Genomic DNA, 21,694 nt, shown 5'->3' on the forward strand with positions numbered 1-21,694 from the left:
CATGCGGATCGGATTTCTCGGCTATGGCGAGGCGGCCTGCGCCTTTCACGAGGGCCTTGCGCGTCCGGGCCTTGCCGTTTGCGCCCATGACCGGCTGCTTTGCGGCGAGGCGGGGGACGCGATGCGCGCCACCATGCGCCGGCAGGGCGCAGAGATTGCCGAGACTGTGGCGGAGCTCGCCTACTGCGACTGGATCTTCAGCGCGGTGACGGCCGACCAGAGTTATGCAGCCGTTGAGGCGCTTGCGCCTGCCTTGCGCCAGGGGCAGGTGGTGATCGACATCAATTCGGTATCGCCGGAGCGCAAGCAGCAGACGGCAGCACTGGTGACGGCAAAGAGCGCCGAGTATCTCGACATGGCGGTGATGGCGCCCGTCTACCCGAAGAAGCATGCAACGCCGGTGCTGATTGCCGGGCCGATGGCCGGCGCCCTTCTGGAACCGCTCACGGCGCTTGGCTTTTCGGCCGAGATTGCCGGCGAGGCCGTCGGGGCTGCCACCGCCATCAAGATGGTGCGCTCGCTGTTCGTCAAGGGTCTGGAGGCGATCACCGTCGAGGCGCTTCTGGCCGCCGAGGCGTCGGGCTGCTTCGAGGCGGTTTATGCCTCGCTGTCGGCTTCCTTTCCCGGTCTCGGCTGGCCGGAATTTGCCCACTACCAGCTGGAACGCACGCTGCGCCATGGACATCGGCGCGCTGCCGAAATGGAGGAAAGTGCAGCGACCCTGTTTCAACTTCACCTCGCAGGCGGTCTCGCCAAGGCGATTGCCGACGTGCAGCGGCAGATGGGAGATTGCGGGCCGCAGCAGCAGGGGGAGGATCTTCGCGCCAAGCTGAAGGCGGTGCTGGTCCGTCGCGGTGTCTAGGCGGCAGCACCCGTAGCAGGCTCGCGGCGTGTATACATCGTTGCCCGCAGCAGTCGCTACGGCCGCCACGAAGTGCGGCATCATGTGCACGCCTTCGTCTGGTTGTCTTTGCATTTTTACCCGTGGTATGAATACAGGCGGCAGCGTCTGTGGGCGCTGCGTCGGGGGCAAGAGACATGGGCACGAAACAGGTGGAAGCGGCAACGCATGGCCGACGCGCGGTGATCGAGCTGCGCGAGCGCATCCTGAGCGGCGAGATTGCCGGTGGCACGCGCCTGTTTGAAGTGCCGCTTGCCGAGCTTCTGGAAATCTCCCGCACGCCTGTGCGCGAGGCGCTGTCGCGGCTGGCCGAAGAAGGGCTGCTCGACCGGTTGCCGAGCGGCGGCTTCATCGTGCGCCGTTTTGGCCTTGCCGACGTGGTGGATTCCATTGAGGTGCGCGGCGTCATCGAAGGCATGGCGGCGCGCCTTGCGGCCGAACGGGGCGTGGCGCCGCACCTGCTCGCCGAAATCAAGGAGACGCTGGCCCAACTGGATGCCTGTTTCGGCGAGCGCATCGACGATGTGAACTTCGACGCCTATGCCGACCTGAACGCCGTTTTTCACCGCCAGATGGCCTCTCTTGCCGGCAGTGACGTCATCCGGCGCGAGGTGGAGCGGGCAAGTGCACTGCCCTTTGCCTCGCCCTCCGCCTTTCTGCCCAACCGCTCCGACATCGCGGCCTTCCGCCGCTCGCTGCGAACTGCACAGGAGCAGCACCGCGCGCTGATCCGTGCCGTCGAGCAGCGCGAGGGCGCGCGGGCCGATGCCATTGCCCGCGAGCATGCCCGCACCGCCCGCAACAATCTGGAATACATCCTCCATGAAGATCCCTCGCTGTTCGACAAGGTGAAGGTGCTGGCGCTCGTCCAGAACTGAGGCCTGCCGGCGCCCGCTTTGCGCCGGTCTCCGGATCTTTGCTTTGCCGCAGATTTTCTTCAAAACCGTCCGCGTGCCCTGATCCAGCCCCGGCGGGAAGGGCGCCGGTGCGCGCCGGCAAAACTTGCTTCTCCCTGAAGTTTGGGCTTGCAAATTTCCGGCAGGCGTCGTTCTGTGTATACATAGACGTCGTGGCAATGGGAGGAGACCCTGATATGACATCGAGCTTGAGCACTGTGCTGGCGGGTTCGCGCAATGCAGTAGACCTGCTGCGCAATTCAAGAACCGGCATGTATGTATACCCGGTGGTGACGCCGGAATTTTCCAACTGGCGCAGCGAGCAAGCCGCCTGGCGCAATTCCGCCGTGCTGTTTGATCAGTCGCACCACATGGACGAACTGATCGTCGAGGGGCCGGATGCGGAGAAGTTTCTGAGCTATCACGGCATCAATGCCTTTTCGAACTTCGGCCTCAACCGTGCCAAGCATTTCGTGCCGGTCACCCCGAACGGCCATGTCATCGGCGACCACATCATCTTTCGCGAGCGCGAGGACAAGTTCATCCTCGTCGGGCGCGCGCCGACATCCAACTGGCTGATGTTCTGCGCCGCTTACGGGCAATGGAACGTGCGCATCAAGCACGATCCGCGTTCGCCGTCGCGCCCGGAGGGCGAGCGGGTTCTGCGCACCCATTACCGCTACCAGATCCAGGGCCCGGATGCGCCGAAGATCTTTGAAAAGATGAATGGCGGCCCGGTCCAGGAGATCAAGTTCTTCCATGTCGACTGGATCAATGTCGGCTCCAAGAAGGTGCAGGCGCTGCGCCATGGCATGTCCGGCGCGCCGGGTCTCGAAATCTGGGGGCCTTACGAGGATAAGGCCTATATCCTGTCCTGCATTCTGGAGGCGGCCAAGGATGCCGGCGTCGATCTCGTGCGTTGCGGCAGCCGCGCCTATTCCACCAATACGCTGGAAAGCGGCTGGATCCCGTCGCCGCTGCCGGGCATCTATACCGGCGACGGCATGCTCGCTGCCTATCGCGACTGGCTGGGCGCCGACAGCTACGAGGCCATGGGCTCGATCGGCGGCAGCTTCGTCTCCGACAATATCGAGGACTATTACGTCAACCCGTTCGAGCTTGGCTACGACTTCTACATCGGCTGGAAGAAGGACGATTTCATCGGCAAGGCGGCGCTGGAAAAGATGAAGGGCGCCAACAACCGCAAGAAGGTGACCTTCGAGTGGAACGCCGAAGACGTGGTGGAGGTGATCGCCTCGGCCTTCCGGCCGGGTGAGGACCATTACAAGTGGATCGATTTCCCGCAGCCCAACTACGCTTCTTCCAGCGCAGACCTCATCCTGCGCGACGGCAAGCGAGTGGGTATGTCTATGTTCAACGGCTATTCCTACAACGAGCGCTGCATGCTCTCGCTCGGGGTGGTCGATGCCGATGTGAAGGAAGGTGAAATCCTGACGCTCGTCTGGGGCGAACCCGATGGCGGCACCGCAAAGACCTCGGCCGAGCCGCACAAGCAGGCGCAGATCCGCGTGCGCGTCTCGCCCACCCCTTACGCCGCGCAGGCCCGCGAAAGCTATGCCGACAGCTGGCGCACCAAGCGGGCCATCTGATCGGCAGCCAAACCGCATCCACAGACGGCGCCCACGCGGCGCCGTTTTCGCGTTTCGGACCCTTCTGCCTTGCTGGGCATCGCACCCCCGCCGGTCAAACCGTCCGGCCACCGCTCGCCGAGAAGTGCCCGTCACCCATTGACAGGCGCTTTGTTCCTCCCGATAGGGTCAGGCCGACATGACAGGAGTGGATCAATGACCGAACCGTCCATAGCAGACGCCACGAACCGCATTTATGAATCGCTCCAGGCGGACAATGCCGATATCGACACGCACATCGCCCTTCTCAAGGCAGCGCTGGCGCGGGAAGGGTTGAAAGAGGCGACGTTTGATCCGGCACGGCTGGTCCAGAACAACCGGTCGGGGCGCAAGCGGATGCAGGCCTATTTTCGCCAGCGCGGCGTCACGGTGAAATTCTCCGAGCAGTAACGCCTTCTGCGGCGGCTGACGGGATCTACGGGGCCCGCCGCCGCAACCGGTCTCATCCGGTCAACAGGTCGTTGACCTTCTGGGCAAGGTCATCGATGGCAAAGGGCTTGGTGATCATCTCCATGCCGGGTGCCAGAAAGTCGGCGCGCGAGGCAGCGGTTGCCGCATATCCCGTAATGAACAGCACCTTGAGGCCCGGGCGGGCGGCAATCGCCATTTCGGCGAGCTGGCGCCCGTTGATGCCGGGAAGTCCGACATCCGAGACCATCAGGTCGATCTGGCCTTTCCCCTCGATGGCGGGAAGCGCCATCAAGCCGTCCGTTGCCTCGATCACCCGGTAGCCGAGTTCCTTCAGCACATTGACGACAAGCATGCGGACGGAATCATCGTCTTCGACGACAAGCACCGTCTGGCCTTCCCCGCGTGGTGGCACGAAGTCCGCCGTGATGGCGCTCGTGCGGTCGATGGCCCCTTCGGTGCTGCCCGGCAGATAGAGCTTGACCGTCGTGCCGAGGCCGACCTGGCTGTAGATCCGCACATGGCCGCCCGACTGCTGGGCGAAACCGTAGATCATCGACAGGCCAAGACCGGTGCCCTGGCCGATGGGTTTGGTCGTGAAGAAGGGATCGAAGGCTTTGCTGATGGTTGCCTGCGACATGCCGATGCCGGTATCGCTCACCGCCACCACCACGTAGCTTCCCGGCTGCAGCGTCTCGCCGCGGGCAAGATCGGTTTCCGAAAGCACGACATTGGCGGTCTCGATGGTCAGCTGGCCGCCATTGGGCATGGCGTCGCGTGCATTGATCACGAGGTTAAGGATCGCGCTTTCGAGCTGGTTGGCGTCGGTCACCGCTTTCCAGGTTGCCGCATTAGGATTGATTACTAGTTCGACCTGTTCTCCCAGCGTGCGGCGGAACAGGTCTTCCATCGAGCCCAACAGTTGCATGATGTCGACAGGCTGGCGATCCAGTGACTGGCGGCGGGAAAAGGCGAGAAGCCGGTGGGTGAGCCCGGCGGCCCGTTGCGCAGAGGAGGTTGCCGCATCGATGAACTTGTCGAGATCATCCGTCCGCCCGGCGGCAATGCGGCGCTTGATGAGGGCAAGTGCGCCGATGACGCCAGTCAGCATATTGTTGAAATCATGCGCGATGCCACCGGTGAGCTGACCGACGGCTTCCATCTTCTGGGCCTGCCGCAACTGCGCCTCGGTCGCCTCCAGAATGGCCTGCTGCTGTTTTTCCACCGTCACGTCGCGGCCGTAGGCATAGACCCGGTCCTCTTCCCGCGAGGTCATCCAGGAGACGATCCTCGGCGAGCCGTCCTGATGGGTAAGCCTCACCTCAAGCGCCGTATGCGTGGTCTCGGCCGCCCGACGGAAATCGGCTCGGACGGCCTCGCGATCCTCAGGCCAGACCACGTCGAGCACCCGCTTCCCCACGACATCCTCGGGTGCATGGCCCAAAATGTCGCGCCAGGCGGGGCTGACATCGCGAAACACGCCGTTGATATCGATGACGACCAGAAGGTCGCGGGAGTTCTTCCAGACGCGGTTGCGTTCGCGCAGGCTTTCGCGCGCGATCTCCGCGAGTTCTTCATTGGCCTTGCGCAGGCTCTCCTGCGTCTGCTTGGCTTCGGTAATGTCGAAGATCACGCCGACATAACGGCGACCGCTGGAATCGATATCGTCGACATATTCGCCCCGCCGCGCCAGCCAGCGTTCCTCCCCGTCATCGGCGCGACGGACGCGGAATTCGATTTCCTGCTCGTTCTGCGGACCATCGGGATCGCTGAGGTCGATCATCGGCTCGTCTTGCGGATGAATGAGACCGTTGAGGGTGCGCACCGGCAGCGCCTTCGTCGGGTGCAGGCCGAACAGCCGGCAGAACTGCTCCGACACGCTGATGGTGCCGTAACCGACAATATGCTCGAACGTGCCGATGCCGCCTGCGGACTGGGCAATGCGCAACTGCTCATCGATGCGCTTCTGCTCGGTAATGTCGACCAGCATGCCGACGAACTTGACCGGCTCGTCCTCGGCATTGCGGATCGCGCGGCCCGTGGCATGCACCCAGCGGTACCCGCCATCGCTGCGAAGCAGCCTGTAGTCCTTGGAAAACACCTCCGAGCCCGCAAGAATGCCGGCAACCGCCACCTTCAGGCGGCGCAGGTCGTCCGGATGGACCGAGGCAAAGAACTGCGCCGTGGGAACACCCTTAGCAAGCGCCACCGGATCCTGGTTGGTGATCGCTGCAAACCGTGCATCGGCAACCAGGCGCCTGGCGGCGATATCCCATTCCCATCCGCAGGTCGCCCCCGCCGCGTCGAGCGTCAACTGAAGCCGCCGTTGCGCGACCTCCAGTTCCGCACGAACCCTGGCCAGATCGCCCGCAAGGTCATTGGCTGGTTCAGTCATCTGCGACATCGAGCCTCGTCATTCGGTTTCCGTCATCACGCGGTCGATGAAATCGGCGATGAGGCGCTTGAGCTTTTCCAGCGACGGCAGGTCCATGATCATGGCGACATAGCCACGAATGTCACGGTCGCGCACGGTGAAATTGATGTAGAGGAAAAGCACGAAGCTCTCCTCGCTGCTCGTGGCAAGAGCGTCGAACAGATGCGCACTGTCGCCCCGGCGCACGTCCGGAAGCGACATCTGCAGGGTATGCTGCAGCATGTTCGCCATCGAGCCCAGGCAGCCGTTCAGGATGACATTGCCGGTTTCGGCCAGCGCCTCGTCTTCCATGTCGAGAAGGTCGTTTTCGCCCATGTCCTCGCCGACAATGGCGCGAACGAGGGACAGGCCGTTGCTCTGGGGAAAGATCAGCAGCGCACGGCCGGAAAACGGACCTTCGAACTGCTGCTGCACGGCGATCAGGGACTCGCTCTCCCTTTGACCGATCAGCGATGCGGCCGACCGGCGGGTGACGATCTCGACCGCCGGCACCGACAGGATGACTTCGCGGTTGACCATCTTGCGCAGGCTGGCCGCCGCGCGGCTGACGCCGATATTGACGAGTTCCGTCAGCGCATCGCGCTCAAGCTCGTCGAGGTCCATGCTGTTCGTCGTCATGCTCCGGCCTTTTTCAGCCGGAGCGCAGCGCCGGAAATGAAGCCGCTCAGCGCCTCCTGGGTGACGGGCTTGGCGACGAACGTGGCGTTCAGCGCGCGCACTCGCGCGATGATTTCGTCCTGCACATTGGCGGTGATCACCGCAATCGGCATGTGCGGATGCTCTGCACGAAGTTCGGATGCCAGTTGCAGGCCATCCTTTTCGGGCATGTTGAAGTCAAGGATCGCCACATCGATCTTCTGGCGGCCGACCACGGACAGGGCATCGGCGGCACTGGCCGCCTCGACCCGGACCCAGTCCGGCTGAAGCGCGGTGATCGCCTTTCCTGTCACGATGCGTGCCAGCTTGCTGTCGTCCACGACCAGGACTGTAACGCTCATTCTCTGCCCCGATTCTTCATTGCGAAGGGTCCCTCGTGAAATTCATACCATACATTTTTCGGTGACGGATGTTCCATCACGGAATGCCTCTTAATGAGGGCGCGTTAAGAACCTGGTGACTGCCGAAATGACCGCATCCGGCAGCAGAGGCGGTGGGGCCGGCCCCGTGATCGGCGGCCGGAATATCATCAATGCCTGCCAGAGCGCCGTGTGAATGGAGGTGGCCGCCCGAAGGTCCACCTCTAGGTCCGGCCGGCTCGTCAGGTACTCGACAAGCGTATCGGCTTCTTCGACGCCACAGGATCCGGAAAGCCTCACGGTGTTTTGCTTGAGGGTTACCGTCATCCGATCAACTCCTCCAGATCGAGTACCAGGAGAACCTTGCCGTCTCCCAAAAGCGTCGTGCCGGCGATCCCCGGGACCGCCTGAAGCAGGCCGGTGAGGGGACGCGTCAGCGTTTGTGCACGCTCGGCGATCGCATCGACGGCAATGCCCACGTCATCGTCTCCCGCCCGCACGATCAGCACCTTCAAATCCTCAGCATCCGTGTCGCGCGCCGGCAGCCGCAACAGGTCGGCCAGAAACAGCAGCGGTATCGTGCGGTCGCGCAGCACGAAGGCCTTGCCGGCCCGAACCGGCTGGATGGAATTGGCGGCAAGCTTGTGGGTCTCGATGACATCCGCCATGGAAATGCCGTAGCGCTCGCCGCCCACCTCGATCACCAGAAGCGGCGTCATGGCAAAGCTCACGGGCAGTTTCAGGGTAAAAGTCGTGCCTGCCCCTTGCGTACTCTGCATCTCGACCGTCCCGCCGAGCCTCTCGATGGACCGGCGCACGACATCCAGCCCGACGCCGCGGCCGGAGAGATCCGAGACGGCGGAGGCCGTCGAAAAGCCCGGCGCAAAGACGAACTGCAGCGCGTCCCGGTGCGAAAGAGCAGCCGCGTCCTGTGCGCTGATCAGGCCGCGCTCGACCGCCGCCTGGCGCACCCGTGCTGCATCCATGCCGCGGCCATCGTCGGCGATGTCGATCTCGATCCGGTCGCCGCGCTGGCGCGCCTGAAGATGGATGCGCCCCCGGGCCGGCTTGGAGGCCTGCTTGCGCACGTCTTCGGGCTCGATGCCATGATCGAGGCTGTTGCGCACGATGTGCAGCAGCGGCTCGAACAGGCTCTCCACAATGTCACGGTCCGCTTCTACGGTTTCCCCTTCGATGACGAGGTCGATCGCCTTGCCAAGTTTCGCCGATGTCTCGCGCACGAGCTTGGGGAAGCGGCGAAAGCTGTGTTCGAGCGGGATCATGCGGGCCTGGGTGACGGCACCGTAGAGTGCGCCGACAAGCCGTTCGATCTCCTGGTGGCTGGCATGGATGCGCCGGGCAAGGCTTGCATTGCCGCTCTCGCGGGCATCCTGCGCCAGCGGCACGAGGCTGTTTTTCGCCGTGACCAGTTCACCGGCAATTTCGATCAACGTGTCGATGCGGCTCGATTCCACCCGCATCGTGGTGGACGCCCGCTCCGGCAGGCGCGCCGGTGTCGTGTCGGGTGCGGCCGCTTCTGCGGCAGGGTCTGCCAGTGTCACCAGCGTCACCTGATCCGGAATGAGCCGCAAGGCCGCCTCCACCGCAGAAAGCGGCCCGCCGCAGAGCGCCTCGATGACCAGATTGCAGCGAAACGGATCGTAGTGCCCGGTCTCTGGCGGCGGGGTTTTCAGCGACAACTCGACGTGCCGCAGGTCCGGCAGCCGGGAGATGGTTGCGAGAGGATCGTCACCGTTGAAGAAGCATTCAGGATGCGGCTCGTAGCGGATGGCGACGAGCGATCCGCCACGGTCGTCCGGGGGCAACTGCTCCAGGAGCCGGAGCGCCCAATCCGATGCGACGGCCGGCGCGGTAGCCGGCGCGACGGTCAGCGCCCCGGCAGGGCCATCCTGAGGTTGCCCAGTGAGGTCGCGGGTCAGGAGGCCGAAGAGGCGCGAAGCCTGCTTCTCCTGCACCTCGGACAGCCGCCCCGTTTCTGCAATGCCGTCGATACACTCCTCCACCCATTCGATCACCGCCAGAAGCGGGTCGATCAGCGCCACGTCCACGGCTATATCGCCGGCGCGGGCCTTCGACAGCAGGTCTTCGGCCTGGTGCAGAACGTCCTGCATGGGACCAAGCTCGAACAGGCCGACCGAGCCCTTCAGCGTATGCATGGCGCGGAACGCACTTTCCAGCCGCTCGCGATTGCCGGGATCGGCCTCCAGCGCCAGTAGATCGCCCGAGGCCTGCTCAACCAGTTCGCGCGCCTCCACGGCGAATTGTTCGATCAGTTCATCCATTCAGGTGTCCTTCGCCTCCCGGTAGACAATGGCGTCGGGAAAACGCACAGGCTCAAAGCTTTGCGAAATGCGGGTCATCGATTCCGTGTGCCCGAGGCAGATATAGCCGCCGGGGTTGAGAAGCGCATGCAGATTGCGGGCTGCGGCCTCGCGCGCGGCCTCGTCGAAATAGATAAGCAGGTTGCGGCAGAAGATCACGTCGAAACGGCCAAGCGCCGTCAGACTCTGTCGATCCACGATATTGCCCTTCAGGAAGATGACCGATTCCCGCAGGTCCTGGATGAGGCGTTGTTGCTGGTCCTGCTCCGGCTCGAAATAGCGCGCGAGGAGATCAGGCGGCAGCCTGGAGAGCGACCTTGGCCCGAAATAGCCCTCAACCGCCTGACGAAGGACGGCGGTATCGATGTCGGAGCCCACGATTTCAATGTGATAGGCATCGACAAGCGGCCAGTTTTCGAGCAGCCAGATCGCAATCGAATACGGTTCTTCCCCGCTCGCACAGGGCATCGACCAGATGCGGATACGGTCGCCGGGCTGCTTTAAGCGAATGATGTCCGGCAGGATCGAGTTGCTGAGACAGGAAAGCTGATGCAGTTCCCGATAGAAATAGGTCTCGTTCACCGTAAAACTGTTGATCAGCCGCTCGATCTCGGCCGGGTCGCTGCGCAGGATCGAAAGATAGCTGCTGACCGACTGGATCTGCCGCTGCCGCATCAGGTCGGCAATCCGGCGCTCGATATAGTAGCGCTTGGTTTCCCCGAACACCATGCCGCTTCTGCTGTAGACGATGGCGCAGATCTCTTCGAGATCGGCCGCCAGAAGCGGTTCGATGCGATCGTCCTTCGGGTCGGTAGATGCGCTTCCCATCAGGACACCCTGTCCATCAGGCATTGGCTGATCTGATCGAGCGGCTTTATGTCGGTCGCACCCTCCCGTGCCACCAGATCGCCGGGCATGCCCCAGACGACAGCAGTCTCCTGCGCTTCGGCAATCGTATGGCCGCCGGCGGCATGGAGGTCCGCCATGGCTGCGGCGCCGTCATTGCCCATGCCCGTCATCAACACGCCGACGAGGTTCGAGGCGGGCACATGCTTCATGGCCGAGCGCACCATCCGCTCGACGCTTGGATGCCACAGATGCGCCGGGTCAGTGGGTGCCGGCATTGCAACCAGCGTGCCGGCCTGGGTCGAGATCAGGATATCTGCATCTCCCCTCGCGATATAGACATGGCCGCGCTCAAGCCTTGTCGGCTGCGTCACTTCACGGACCGTGAGGGCGCAGATCGTGTCGAGGCGCCGTGCCAGCGGACCGGTGAAGGAGGCCGGCATGTGCTGGGCGACAATGATCGGCAGGTCGAAATCGGCGGGCAGGGGGCTCAGCACCGCATCGAGCGCCGGCGGTCCGCCCGTCGAGGTGCCGATCAGGACCAGGCCTTGCCGCAGGCCATCGCGGCGGCGGCTGGGGGCTGCGGCCACAGGGCGTGCGGGTGCCGCTGCCCGGCCGGAGGAACCGGTGCGCGCCAAGCGCAGGCGCTCGGTCAGCCGCAGGCTTCGGCGGATCCGCGACCGGGCCGCCTGGCGAACCTTTTCCACCAGCGGCGGCGCAAGCTCATCGATCCCCAGCGAAATCGCGCCCGCGGGCTTTGCAATGAAATCGATGGCGCCCATTTCGAGAGCGGCGAGCGTTTCCCGCGCACCGTCCTCCGTCAGCGACGAGACCATCACGACCGGGCAGGGATGCTCGATCATGATCCGGTCGAGACAGGTCAATCCGTCCATCTGCGGCATGTGGATATCGAGTGTCACCACATCGGGCCTGAAGCTCGGCATGATTTTCAGCGCCTCGGCGCCGTCGCGGGCAAGCGCGATCTCGAAATCGTCCTCTGTGGCGAAAATCTGGCCGAGAAGTTTGCGCATCAGGGCGGAATCGTCAACGATGAGAAGCCGGATCACGGGCTGACCACCACCCGGTTATCCGCAGCGACAGCGGCAACAATGTCGTGCTCGGCTCTCGTCAGCAGTTCCTGCGGATCGACCAGCAGGATTATCCGGCCTTCATCCTTCATGGTGGCGATGCGATCGAAGACATCCGTATCATCCGGGGCAAAGCCGGGCGCCGTCCACAGCGCATCCGCCGCAATGGCTTTCACCTCGGAAACGCCATCGACGACAAGCCCCGCCTGCAAGGCACCCACGGTGACGACGAGGGCGCGGGCCTTTGTAGAGGTTGCGGCAGCCGGTGTCACAAAGCGCGTTCGCTGGTCGATCAGCGGGACTGCCTTTCCGTGCAGGCTGATCACCCCCATGAGAAAGGCGGGGGCGCCGGGGATGCGCGTCATCTCGTCCGGCACGCCGATCACTTCATCGACCGCGGCAACGGGAAGTCCGTAGTTTTCCGTGCCGAGCCGGAAAATCAGGAACGGCTCGTCAGCGCGTTCGGCCTCAGGCTCCGCCTCCATTGGTTTTTCTGCCGCAGTCCGGCTGACGGCGTCTGCTACCGCCTGATGACCGAAGAGCTTGTCCGGCGACAGGATGGACATCAGCCCTGCATCGCCCGCCAGCCGGCCGATGGCATCGATCCGGGCGTCGCCGTCGCCTCTTTGCAGTACGGCCGGAACAGGATCGATGGCCTGTTCGGGCAGGCGGTGAATGGCGTCTATCTTACCCACGACAAGCCCGACCAGCGTGGCCTCATGCTCGACCACGACGATGTGCCTGCGCTCATCATCGGACCGCAACCGATCAAGCCCCATGAGGAGCGAGAGCGCCACCAGCGGCAGAACGCGGTCTCGCAGCCGGATCACGCCGATGAGAGCCTCTGCCGCATCCGGCACGACGGTCACGTTGCCGTCGAAGGTCAAGACTTCGCGAATGCAGGCAAGGGGCAGGCCGAGACGCTGGCCGGCGACCCGGAACGACAGGAAAGTCTTCAACGCGGCGCGTGTCTGCCCGTCCTCACCGGCCTGCGGCCCCGACGAGCGCTTGACGGGCGCGCGTCGCTCCACCTTGAAGGCAGCCTCGACAAGCCGGTCCAGGTTCTCGAGGGGTTCGGCCGTGACATCCGCCGAAAGCTGCCGCACGGTCTCGACAAGAAGCCCAACCGGTCCGCCATGGTCATAGACGATGATCCGGGCATCCGCCCCCGTCGTGCCGTCACTGCCGTGCAACAGCCGGTTCATCGAAAGGAGAGGAACCGGCCGGCCGCGCAGGTTGACGATCCCCAAAAGAGCCGCCGGGCCATGCGGTACCCGGGTGACAGGCGGCACGCGAATGACTTCCAGCACCCGGCCGGCATCGATCGCGTGGCCTTGCCCTGCAACCTCAAAGACAAGCCGCCTTTGCCCGCCCGCCTCGGCGGATGTGCCATCCATGGCGTCAGCTTCCCGCCATCTGGAGTTCGTCTGCCAGCGAGGCGATTTCCTCGACGGCTGCGGCAAGATCTTCTGCCCCGCGCGACTGTTGCAGCGCGGCTGTGGCCGCCTGCCTTGCGGCTGCACTCGCCTGAAGCGCGACCGATGCGATCTGCTCGGTACCGCCCTGGACTTCTCTTGCGGAAATCAGAATGGATTGCGCCGCCTCCAGAATGGCGGCAAAGCCATCCACCATGCCATCAACATCGTCTTCGGCCGATGCAAGCCGATCCGCGATGAGCTGGCTTTTGGCCTGTTCGGCGTCGGACGCTGCAATAATGGCTTCCAGTTCCCGCTGCACGGTGACGATCTGCAGCTGGATCAGCCGGACGATGTCCTTGATGCCGTCGATATTGTCGGCTGCATCCTGAGCGAGCTTGCGGATATCGGTGGACACGATGGCAAAGCCGCGTCCAGCCGTGCCAGCCCGCGCCGCCTCCACCGAGCCGCTCACCGCCAGCATGTTGGTCTGAACGGCGACCAGCACGATGCGGTCGACGGTGCGTTCGATCCTGAAGCCGATGTCGCCCAGCGCATTGAGGTCGGCCAGAGCCTGGCGCATTTCTGCCGTGGCCCCGGAAATGCCGGAGGCAAGGCTGGCGAGGCCGGCTTTGTTGCGGGAAAGCAGCAGCTTGATCTCTGCCCCGCGCCGGCTTGCCTGCTGCGCACTCACCTCGGTGCGGGAAGCACTGGCCTTGATCTGCGTCATGGCAGCATTTGCCTGCTCGGTGGCAGACGCCTGCGCCTCGGCGCCGCGGCTGATCTGCTCGACTGCAATCAGAATTTCGCCGGCAGCGCCCGATAGTTCCTGAACGGTGGCGGAGAGCTCTTCTGCGGCCGCACTCATCTCCTGCGAACGCGCCGCATGGGCGTCATCATTCAACAGCTCGTCAGCCATGGCGGCAAGCGCCTGCGCGGTCTGCTGGCTTTCCTCCAGCGCCACGCTCTGCTGTTCGACGGCCCGTTGCGCCTGCGCGGCTGCGGCAGACTGCTGCTCGGCGGCGGCGGCGACGGTTTCTGCACCCTTTTGCGCCTCGCGCGTCGCCACGTCCGCTTCAACCGCGGCAATCAGGATTGTCTGGCTATCCTGCGAGAGGTCTGAAAGGCCGAGACGGATGGCCTCCAGATCCGCGACCATATTGCGGCCGAGAGCTGTCTGCTCCCGCGCGGTCTGCGCTGCCGACCGGATCCGTTCGGCAATCCGGCCGACGCCCTCGACAATGGTTTCGGCATGCCGGTTGACGTCGCGCGAGCTGCGCTCGGCAATCTCGGCGAGCGCCCGCACCTCGTCGGCCACCACGGCAAAGCCGCGCCCCTCGTCGCCGGCACGGGCGGCCTCGATGGCGGCATTGAGCGCCAGAAGATTGGTGCGATCGGAAATGTCGGCGACAGCCACGGTCGTTGCGCCAATCGTTTCGGCTTGCACCTGCAGCTTTTCGATGAGGGACACCGAAGCGATCTGCCGCGATGCGTTCGTTTCGATGGCAAGGATCGCACCGTCGATCTGGGCGGCCGCTTCCAGCATGCCAGTCTGCACCTGACCCGTCTGGTTTCGTGCGGTTTCGGCCTGTGTGCGCGTTTCGGTAAAGCGGGCGGCAAGGTGAGTGGTTGCCGAAAGGGATTCATGCACGGCGCCGGCCGCCTCCTCCGCTCCGCTTGCGATCTGCTCCAGGGCCCGGCGAAGCTGTTCGGCCGCGGATGCCGCCTCCGCAACGCCGGTTGACAGCTCCTCGGTGGCCGCACCGAGGCGTTCGGCCGCCTTCTGCTGGCGCATACGCGACCGATCCCTCGACCGGCGCAAGGCCGCCGCCTTGTCTGCACCGGCCGGAGCGGGCGTGATGGTGGCAGCTTCGCCTTTGGCAATGGCCGCCTTTGCGCCCAGTTGGGAGGTCTTTACCAGTGCCATGGAATGTCCATTATCTCGATGGGCCGAAAGGAAAGCACGCAAGGCAGCGCTTGGCAGGTGCAAGGCTTGGAATGTGTCTCACGGTTATGGCCCAAGCTTCAGCGCGAGACAATTGTCGCGGGACCTCATTGCAGGACGAGATCGCGCAAATGGTTCACGACATGGCCAACTTCATAGGGCTTTGACAGGAAAGGGACTTTGACCGGCAAGTCGTTCTTCGGGATCTTCAGGTAACCGGACGTCAGGAGAAGGGCGACATGGGGATGGGAGCGGTGCACCCGATGCGCAAGCTTCAACCCGTCCATCGAACCGGGCATGTCGATATCGGTAAAAATCGCCGTGATCTCCGGATGCGCTTCCAGCACGGTCAAGGCTTCGTCCGCAGTGCAGGCTTCGGCCACACGGAAGCCGGCATCTTCCAGTTCGTCCACGAGGCTGAGGCGTATCAGCACCTCATCCTCTACGACGAGAACGAACAGGGGTTTTGAGGTCATTGAAACGATATCCGATCGCAGGTTGCCGGCCGCAGCGCACATGAACGTGCAGAGGCCGCCATGGTTCCGTCAGAGAAAAGAATTTTTTTGGTGTGGGTTTCTTCGCCCATCTGCAATGCGGCATGCATTGCCGCATCGTTCACACGGGTCATTCGGCGGGCAGTGGTGCGTTTCAGATGTCGGGGAAATCGACGTCTGTTGCGGCAACGTTGTTGATCAGGTTGGTGAAGAAGTTTTCCGCCACGACAGCGACGATCTCGATGACCTGAGCATCGGTAAAGCCAACGCCTCGAACGGCATCGATATCGGCGTTTGACACCTTGCCGCGTGTTTCTGCGACCTTCCTGGCAAAAGCCACTGCTGCCGCGGCTTTCGGCTCTTCCGACGTGCCCTGCCTTGCCCTTTCGATCTCTTCCCGGCTGAGCTTGGAGAACGTGTAGCCGGTAAATGTGTGGGCGGCATTGCAGTATTCGCAGCCGTTGACCGCGGCAACTGCGAGCGCGATCCGTTCGCGGGTCTTGACGTCAAGCGCCTTGCTCAGCCCCTGGTTCAGGCCGGCATGCGCACCGATGACGGCGGGACTGTTCGACAGCACACGGAAAAAGTTCGGGACACTGCCGAGCTTTGCCTTGATCGCGTTGAGTGTCGGCTGGGATGCCTCGGGAGCCAGCTGAGGCTCGGGAATGGAAATGCGTGACATGGTCTTTCCTTTCTGGTTTCGGTTTCAGGGATTGTTTCTAAGACGGGGATGCCGGGGCAGGGTGCCGCCGCTTGCGGCGGCACCCTTGTGTCAGGCGCCGACGGGGATCGGGTTGTCGACGATGCTTTGGTTGAACGCCTGGAACAGCGCGTGTTCCTGGGCGCCGGGATTATCGCGCAGCGGCCGGATGGCATCGACGATCACCTCCGGATCATCGGTCGCAAGTGCCGCGAGCGTCTGTTCGATGAACTGCGGCAGCGGCATAGCGCGCGGATCGCCGCTCTTGTAGATGAGATCCGTATCCACCCAGGGCGGAGCGATTTCCTGCACCCTGACGCGGGTGTCTCGCAGCTGGAAGCGCTGCGACAAGGCGTAGGAATGAAGGGCTGCCTTGGTGGCGGAATAGATCGCGTTGCCGGCAATCGGCACGAAAGCCAGAACGCTGCTCGTGTAAAGAATGGTCGCTTCCGGCTGCGACTTCAGATGTTCGATGAAGGCGGACGTGACACGAAGCGGACCGAGCAGGTTCGTCGTGATCAGATCTTGTGCCGCAGCGTCGTCGATCGGGCCGGAGACATCGTCGAAGGGCATGAAGCCAGCATTGTTGAACACCACGTTGAGCGCTGGATAGGTGTCGATCAGGTGGCACGCAGCCGCCTGGATGCTGTCCGGATCGGTCACGTCGAGCTCTATCGATGCCATGCCGGGGTTGGCTTCCGTGACCTCCTTCAGCAAGGCGGTCCGCCGGCCTGCAATGATGACCTGGTTTCCAAGCTTGTGAAATGCTTCAGCCATGCCGCGGCCGATGCCGCTGGTGCCGCCGGTGATGAAGATGGTGTTACCCGTGAGTTTCATGGCAATTGTCCTTTTACGAAATGGGAGGAGCAGGAAATTCAGATCGTGGTCTTGAAGCGAGGCGCTGCCTGCGTTGCAGACAGTTGCGGGCCGAGCGCCCGCCGCGCGGCTTCAAAGGCCTGCCACAGCTCCACATCCCTCAGCGCGGGGATCGTGGTGGTTTCGCGCTGATCCAGTCCTGCAAGGGCGGCATCGACCATATCGTCCGCCTGCATCACGATCTCGGAGGGCAAATGCTCGACCGGCAGGCCGCCAAGCGCCCAGAAGTCGGTGCGGGTGGCGCCGGGCAGGACGGCCTGCGCGCGGATGCCTTTGTCGGCGAGCTCATGGTTCAGCGAGGTGGTGAAGGCCTGCACGAAGGCTTTCGTGCCGCCATAGACGCCGTTCAGCAATTCCGGAGCAACCGCCACGATCGATGAGATATTGATGATGGTGCCGCCGCCGCGCGCGACGAAACCCGGCACCGCCGCATAGGTGAGCCGCATCACGGCGGTAACGTTGAGGCGCACCATCGCATCCATCCGCTCGACATCGCTTTCGAGCAAGGTCGTATGGGTGCCGATGCCGGCATTGTTGACGAGCATGGTGATGCTCGCATCCTCGCGCAGTGTCTTCTCCACGCGGGCCAGATCGACCGGGTTTCCGAGGTCGGCGGCAAGCACGTCCACGGCGCGTCCGGTCTTGTCCGAAATCGCGGAGGCGAGTGCCTGCAGCTTGTCCGTGTTGCGGGCAACGAGCGTGAGATCGTAGCCGCGGGCGGCAAGGCGATCGGCATAGATCGCGCCGATGCCGGTCGAGGCGCCAGTGATAAGGGCAGTTCCCAAAGTGGCCATGCGTTTGATCCTTTTGAAGAAGGAGAGCGTCAATCGCTCCCGACGCGAATGTTATGGACGAAGAGCTTCGCGTCCGATATGACGTATAAAATACGTTTTCAGGACACGAAGGCAGAGACGGCATGCCGCATATTTCCATGGTGCTCACACCCGGTTTTCAGTTCCTGGCGCTTGGCGTGCAGGCGGCCTTTGAACTGGCCAATGCGGTGAGGAAGGACAGCTATTACACCCTGTCTATTGCCTCGGTCGGCGGTGGCCCCGTTGTCTCCTCGAGCGGCTTTGCCGTGCCGACCACCAAACTTTCCGATCTGGACACGGTCGATACGCTGCTGCTTCTGGCGGGACTGGTTCCACCTCCGCAGCAGGATGAGGCAACGCTTGACACCCTGCGCGCGACGGCACGGCAGGCGCGGCGCGTTGCCGGTCTGTGCACTGGCTCGTTCCTGCTCGGGCAAATGGGACTTCTCGACGGGCGACGGGCGACCACGCACTGGTCCTACGCCCGGCAGATGCGCGAGACCTTTCCCAATGTGCGGGTCGAGGAGGATCGCATTTTCATCAACGAGGGTTCCGTGTGGACATCGGCAGGACTGACGGCCGGCCTCGATCTCGCCGTCGCCTTGATCGAGAAGGATCTCGGCCGAGACGTGGCGAGTGCGATTGCCCGGCGCCTGGTGATGCATCATCGCCGCGCCGGCGGCCAATCCCAGCATTCGGAACTGCTTGAACTTGCGCCGAGCAGCGACCGGATCCAGAAGGCCTTGATTCATGCCAAAGCGCATCTTTCCAATCCTCTGACTGTGGATGAACTGGCAGACGTGGCCGCCCTCTCGCCCCGGCAGTTCAGCCGCGCCTTCCGCGCCGAAACGGGGCAGACGCCTGCGAAAGCTGTGGAGCAGATCAGGCTCGATGCGGCGCGTCTGATGATCGAGGAAACACGGCACTCCTTCGACCAGATCGCGCAACAGGCGGGCTTCATCGATCTGCGGCGGATGCGCGAGGCGTTCATGCGCCAATACGGCCAGCCGCCCCAGGCTCTGCGACGGCTGGCACGGGCGTCATAGCGCCGCCCCGGCAAGCGTCAGGCGGCGTCACGCAAGCTGGATGTCGGAGAGATCACGCGACAAGGCATTGTCCCTGCCATCTCGGATTCAAGTTGCGTGGAAGGAGTGCCCTGAAACAGGGCATCGATGGCACCGGTTTGAACAACGTCCTTTGCCATGGACATGACCGGCGGCCGGCCCATTGCCAAGATCGGTGCTGCTATCAACGCAATCGGTGCCAAGGTTCAGGCGGCATGGCTGGAAAGCGCAGCATCCCTGACCAATCCACGCCTGAGCCGCCCATCTTCTTCCCACGTGTAAGCGGCCGCGAGTTCAGGGGCGCTTGCGAAGATCATCGCCGGTGAGCCCGATGATTGTTGACGGGGAGCGGCCATCGGCCACTCCCCCTTGCCCGGTCAGACCTGTGCCTGGCCGCCGTCGGCAAACAGTTCGGCACCGTTCACGAAGCTCGCATCGTCTGAGGCGAGGAAGAGGCTCGCCTTGGCAATTTCGTCGGGATTTCCGACGCGGCCGAGCGGGATGCGGGTGGCCAGAAAGTCGAGGAGACCCTGCTGTTGCGCCTTGTCGTCGCCGGCAAGTTCTACGAGGCCGGGCGTGTGGGTGGCGCCGGGTGAGACGACGTTCACCCGGATCCCCGTTCCTTTAAGATCCAGCGCCCAGGAGCGAGCAAGATTGCGCACCGCCGCCTTGGATGCGGAGTAGACCGAGAAGGCGGCCGTCCCTTCAGTGCCGGCGGTCGAACCGGTGAGGACGATGGACGAGCCTTTCCCCATAAGCGGCAGGGCCTTCTGGACCGTGAAGATGACCGCCTTGACGTTGCGGCCAAACGTATCGTCGATCTGCTCCTCGGTGATTTCGCCGAGGGCAAGCATGCTGCCGCCACCGGCATTGACGACGAGAACATCCAGCCGGCCCTCTTGCGCCTTCACCTGCGCAAACAGCCGGTCGAGGTCTGCATTGCTGCCGGAATCCGCCTGAACGCCGACCGCATCATGTCCGATCTCGGCAATCGCCCGATCGAGGGCTTCCCGGCGGCGTCCGGTGATGTAGACGCGGGCGCCTTCCGCCGCTAACAGCTTGGCCGTTGCAAGACCGATGCCGCTGGTGGCCCCGGTCACGACCGCAATCTTGTGCTGAAGTCTGTTGGTCATCTTAGGTCTCCTGGCGCTGGCCGCGCAAAAGGGTTCAGCCCGAGCGCGACCGGCCTGTTGAAGTTGTGCGTGTTTCGGGAAGGAGGCGTTGGCTCAAAGCCCTTCGTCGCCGTCCGATGTTCAAGATCTAGGCGGTCAAGCGGGTGTGCAGAAGCGCTCGCTTCTGGAGAGATTGTCCATGCTCATGGATAATGGTGGCTATCCGCGTCGGGAATCGATGTCTCTGAACAGGTTCGCAACCCAGTCCGAAAATGCGCGCAGCCTTGCATTGGGAAACCGATCGGCAGGATAGACGAGATGCAGCGGCCGCAGTTCCGGCTTCCAGTCAGGCAGAAGCTCGACCAGGGCACCGGTTTTGAAGTGCGGTCTGGCCAGGAAGCCGAATGTCTGGCCTATGCCAAGGCCTGCGAGCATTGAGTTCAGATGCGCCGTACTCTCGTTGACGGACATGCCGGGCACGGCAGGCAGATAGTCGTATCGTTCGTCGCCCCGCTGCAGAAGCGGCGGAAAAGGCTTTCCGGAGAGCGCCGAGAAATAGCTTGCGATCCGGTGTTCTCGAAGGTCGTCTGGATGCTCGGGTTTGAGCCTGCCTGCGAGATAGGAAGGAGCCGCGCAGACGACGAAGTCCAGTTCGCAAAGCTTGCGTGCCTTCAGGGCGGAATCCGCAAGCACGCCGCCGCGGATGACGCAATCGATGCCCTCGCCGACAAGATCCACCGAGCGGTCGCTCACGCCGAGCAGGAGGTCGATGTCGGGATAAAGAGCCTGGAACTCCGGAAGGTGCGGGATCAGGATCTGGTTGGCCATGACGGATCCGATGTCGACGCGCAGCCGGCCTTTCGGCGTGCTGCGCGCGCCCGCCACCGTACCGTCCATCTCGTCCAGATCGGCAATCAGGCGAAGGGCCCGCTCATGATAGGCAAAACCCTCCGCTGTGATCGTCACGGAGCGCGTGGTGCGCTCGACCAGCTTGGCTCCCAGATGCGCTTCCAGATCCTGCACCAGCTTGCTGACGGAGGAACGCGGCAGGTTCATCTGATCTGCCGCCTTGGCAAAGGAGCCGGCTTCGGCAACGCGGACAAAGGTTCTGATGGCGAGGAGTTGATCCATGGAAGCATCCCTTTCTCTAACCGGTGGTGCCTGGATCCCAATACGGCGAACTGCCAAATACCCTCTTCAGATGATCGGCTATCGCGCGCAGCTTTGCAGGCGGCTTGCGCCCCTGGGGATGGGCCATGAAGATGAATTCCGGTTCTGGCTTGTGATCGACCTCCACTTCCTGCAGCAGACCGTCACGGATCGCGGGGCCGGCGATGAAGGCCGGCAGGAGTGCCAGGCCGAGGCCCGCAATGGCCGCATCGCGCATCATATCGCCATTGTTGATCGCAAGGCCGAGCTTTGCGCGGACAATGACATTGCCGGTGCTGGTCTGAAATCGCCAGTCGGCAATCCCGCGGTTTGTGTAGAAAATGCCCTTGTGCTGCTCCAGATCCTGCAGCGTGCGGGGCGTACCGCAGCGCGCGAGATAGTCGCTCGAGGCCGTCAGCATCCGGCGGCTCGGGGCCAGTTTCCAGGCGATCAGCCGCGACTCGGAGAGAGGGCCATGGCGGATGATGGCGTCGTAACCGTCAGCGGCGGGATCCACCCTTCGGTCATCGATATCAAGGGTGAGTTC

Annotated in this window: 20 protein-coding genes; 5 read left to right on the forward strand and 15 right to left on the reverse strand. The window is 63.4% G+C overall.

Translation table 11 applies throughout. The features are described 5' to 3' along the window. Position 1: 1 nt before the first annotated feature. The 4 genes from ACEXP3_RS18175 to ACEXP3_RS18190 all read left to right on the forward strand — a co-directional run bounded on the left by ACEXP3_RS18175 (position 2) and on the right by ACEXP3_RS18190 (position 3,836). Positions 2-862, forward strand: a complete 861-nt coding sequence (locus ACEXP3_RS18175; RefSeq protein ID WP_377298507.1) for an NAD(P)-dependent oxidoreductase — start codon at positions 2-4, stop codon at positions 860-862. A 176-nt stretch (positions 863-1,038) separates the two neighbouring features. Further along, entirely contained in the window at positions 1,039-1,779 is a 741-nt protein-coding gene (locus ACEXP3_RS18180; protein ID WP_210103478.1) for a GntR family transcriptional regulator, read from the forward strand. A gap of 215 nt (positions 1,780-1,994) precedes the next feature. Then, complete coding sequence (ligM, locus tag ACEXP3_RS18185; protein WP_377298508.1) at positions 1,995-3,407, forward strand: vanillate/3-O-methylgallate O-demethylase; 1,413 nt, start codon at positions 1,995-1,997, stop codon at positions 3,405-3,407. Between the two features lie 195 nt (positions 3,408-3,602). Then, on the forward strand, positions 3,603-3,836 hold the full coding sequence (locus ACEXP3_RS18190) for a hypothetical protein (RefSeq protein WP_377298509.1): 234 nt from the start codon (positions 3,603-3,605) through the stop codon (positions 3,834-3,836). Positions 3,837-3,888: 52 nt separating this feature from the next. Here the strand turns inward: ACEXP3_RS18190 and ACEXP3_RS18195 are convergent, their stop codons facing one another. The 12 genes from ACEXP3_RS18195 to ACEXP3_RS18250 form a co-directional block, all read right to left on the reverse strand. Beyond that, the gene (locus ACEXP3_RS18195; protein ID WP_377298510.1) at positions 3,889-6,258 is read right to left on the reverse strand and encodes a PAS domain-containing protein; all 2,370 of its coding nucleotides are present in this window, start codon (positions 6,256-6,258) and stop codon (positions 3,889-3,891) included. Between the two features lie 9 nt (positions 6,259-6,267). Further along, on the reverse strand, positions 6,268-6,906 hold the full coding sequence (locus ACEXP3_RS18200; RefSeq protein ID WP_377298511.1) for a chemotaxis protein CheX: 639 nt from the start codon (positions 6,904-6,906) through the stop codon (positions 6,268-6,270). Beyond that, positions 6,903-7,286, reverse strand: coding sequence for a response regulator transcription factor (locus tag ACEXP3_RS18205; protein ID WP_377298512.1), 384 nt, complete (start codon positions 7,284-7,286; stop codon positions 6,903-6,905). Before ACEXP3_RS18205 ends, ACEXP3_RS18200 begins: the two co-directional genes overlap by 4 nt. A gap of 341 nt (positions 7,287-7,627) precedes the next feature. After that, the gene (locus tag ACEXP3_RS18210; protein WP_377298513.1) at positions 7,628-9,607 is read right to left on the reverse strand and encodes a chemotaxis protein CheA; all 1,980 of its coding nucleotides are present in this window, start codon (positions 9,605-9,607) and stop codon (positions 7,628-7,630) included. Continuing rightward, the gene (locus ACEXP3_RS18215; RefSeq protein ID WP_377298514.1) at positions 9,608-10,474 is read right to left on the reverse strand and encodes a CheR family methyltransferase; all 867 of its coding nucleotides are present in this window, start codon (positions 10,472-10,474) and stop codon (positions 9,608-9,610) included. Further along, positions 10,474-11,559: a chemotaxis-specific protein-glutamate methyltransferase CheB gene (gene cheB / locus ACEXP3_RS18220; RefSeq protein ID WP_377298515.1), complete on the reverse strand. Its 1,086-nt coding sequence runs from the start codon at positions 11,557-11,559 to the stop codon at positions 10,474-10,476. Before cheB ends, ACEXP3_RS18215 begins: the two co-directional genes overlap by 1 nt. Next, positions 11,556-12,977 carry a chemotaxis protein CheW gene (locus ACEXP3_RS18225; protein WP_377298516.1) on the reverse strand — a complete coding sequence of 474 codons (1,422 nt, stop codon included), beginning with the start codon at positions 12,975-12,977 and terminating at the stop codon, positions 11,556-11,558. The genes cheB and ACEXP3_RS18225 overlap by 4 nt, the downstream gene beginning before the upstream one ends. A gap of 4 nt (positions 12,978-12,981) precedes the next feature. Then, positions 12,982-14,922, reverse strand: a complete 1,941-nt coding sequence (locus tag ACEXP3_RS18230; RefSeq protein WP_377298517.1) for a methyl-accepting chemotaxis protein — start codon at positions 14,920-14,922, stop codon at positions 12,982-12,984. Between the two features lie 125 nt (positions 14,923-15,047). Further along, a complete protein-coding gene (locus ACEXP3_RS18235; protein ID WP_377298518.1) occupies positions 15,048-15,416 on the reverse strand; it encodes a response regulator in 369 nt (122 codons plus the stop codon). A 172-nt stretch (positions 15,417-15,588) separates the two neighbouring features. Beyond that, positions 15,589-16,116, reverse strand: coding sequence for a carboxymuconolactone decarboxylase family protein (locus ACEXP3_RS18240; protein ID WP_377298519.1), 528 nt, complete (start codon positions 16,114-16,116; stop codon positions 15,589-15,591). A 90-nt stretch (positions 16,117-16,206) separates the two neighbouring features. Next, positions 16,207-16,971 carry an SDR family oxidoreductase gene (locus ACEXP3_RS18245; RefSeq protein ID WP_377298520.1) on the reverse strand — a complete coding sequence of 255 codons (765 nt, stop codon included), beginning with the start codon at positions 16,969-16,971 and terminating at the stop codon, positions 16,207-16,209. Between the two features lie 38 nt (positions 16,972-17,009). Then, a complete protein-coding gene (locus ACEXP3_RS18250) occupies positions 17,010-17,804 on the reverse strand; it encodes an SDR family NAD(P)-dependent oxidoreductase (protein WP_377298521.1) in 795 nt (264 codons plus the stop codon). Between the two features lie 122 nt (positions 17,805-17,926). Here ACEXP3_RS18250 and ACEXP3_RS18255 point away from each other — a divergent pair, with 122 nt between their 5' ends. Beyond that, on the forward strand, positions 17,927-18,868 hold the full coding sequence (locus tag ACEXP3_RS18255) for a GlxA family transcriptional regulator (protein WP_377298522.1): 942 nt from the start codon (positions 17,927-17,929) through the stop codon (positions 18,866-18,868). 395 nt (positions 18,869-19,263) lie between these two features. On the opposite strand, the gene ACEXP3_RS18260 is transcribed toward ACEXP3_RS18255, so the two are convergent. From ACEXP3_RS18260 to ACEXP3_RS18270, 3 genes are all read right to left on the reverse strand, one after another. After that, positions 19,264-20,019: an SDR family NAD(P)-dependent oxidoreductase gene (locus ACEXP3_RS18260; protein ID WP_377298523.1), complete on the reverse strand. Its 756-nt coding sequence runs from the start codon at positions 20,017-20,019 to the stop codon at positions 19,264-19,266. A 198-nt stretch (positions 20,020-20,217) separates the two neighbouring features. After that, complete coding sequence (locus ACEXP3_RS18265) at positions 20,218-21,129, reverse strand: LysR family transcriptional regulator (RefSeq protein WP_377298524.1); 912 nt, start codon at positions 21,127-21,129, stop codon at positions 20,218-20,220. A gap of 16 nt (positions 21,130-21,145) precedes the next feature. Then, on the reverse strand, positions 21,146-21,694 hold a 549-nt coding region (locus ACEXP3_RS18270; RefSeq protein WP_377298525.1), incomplete at its 5' end, for a substrate binding domain-containing protein.

Source organism: Neorhizobium fuzhouense, from assembly GCF_042611105.1.
Lineage (GTDB): Bacteria > Pseudomonadota > Alphaproteobacteria > Rhizobiales > Rhizobiaceae > Neorhizobium > Neorhizobium galegae_A.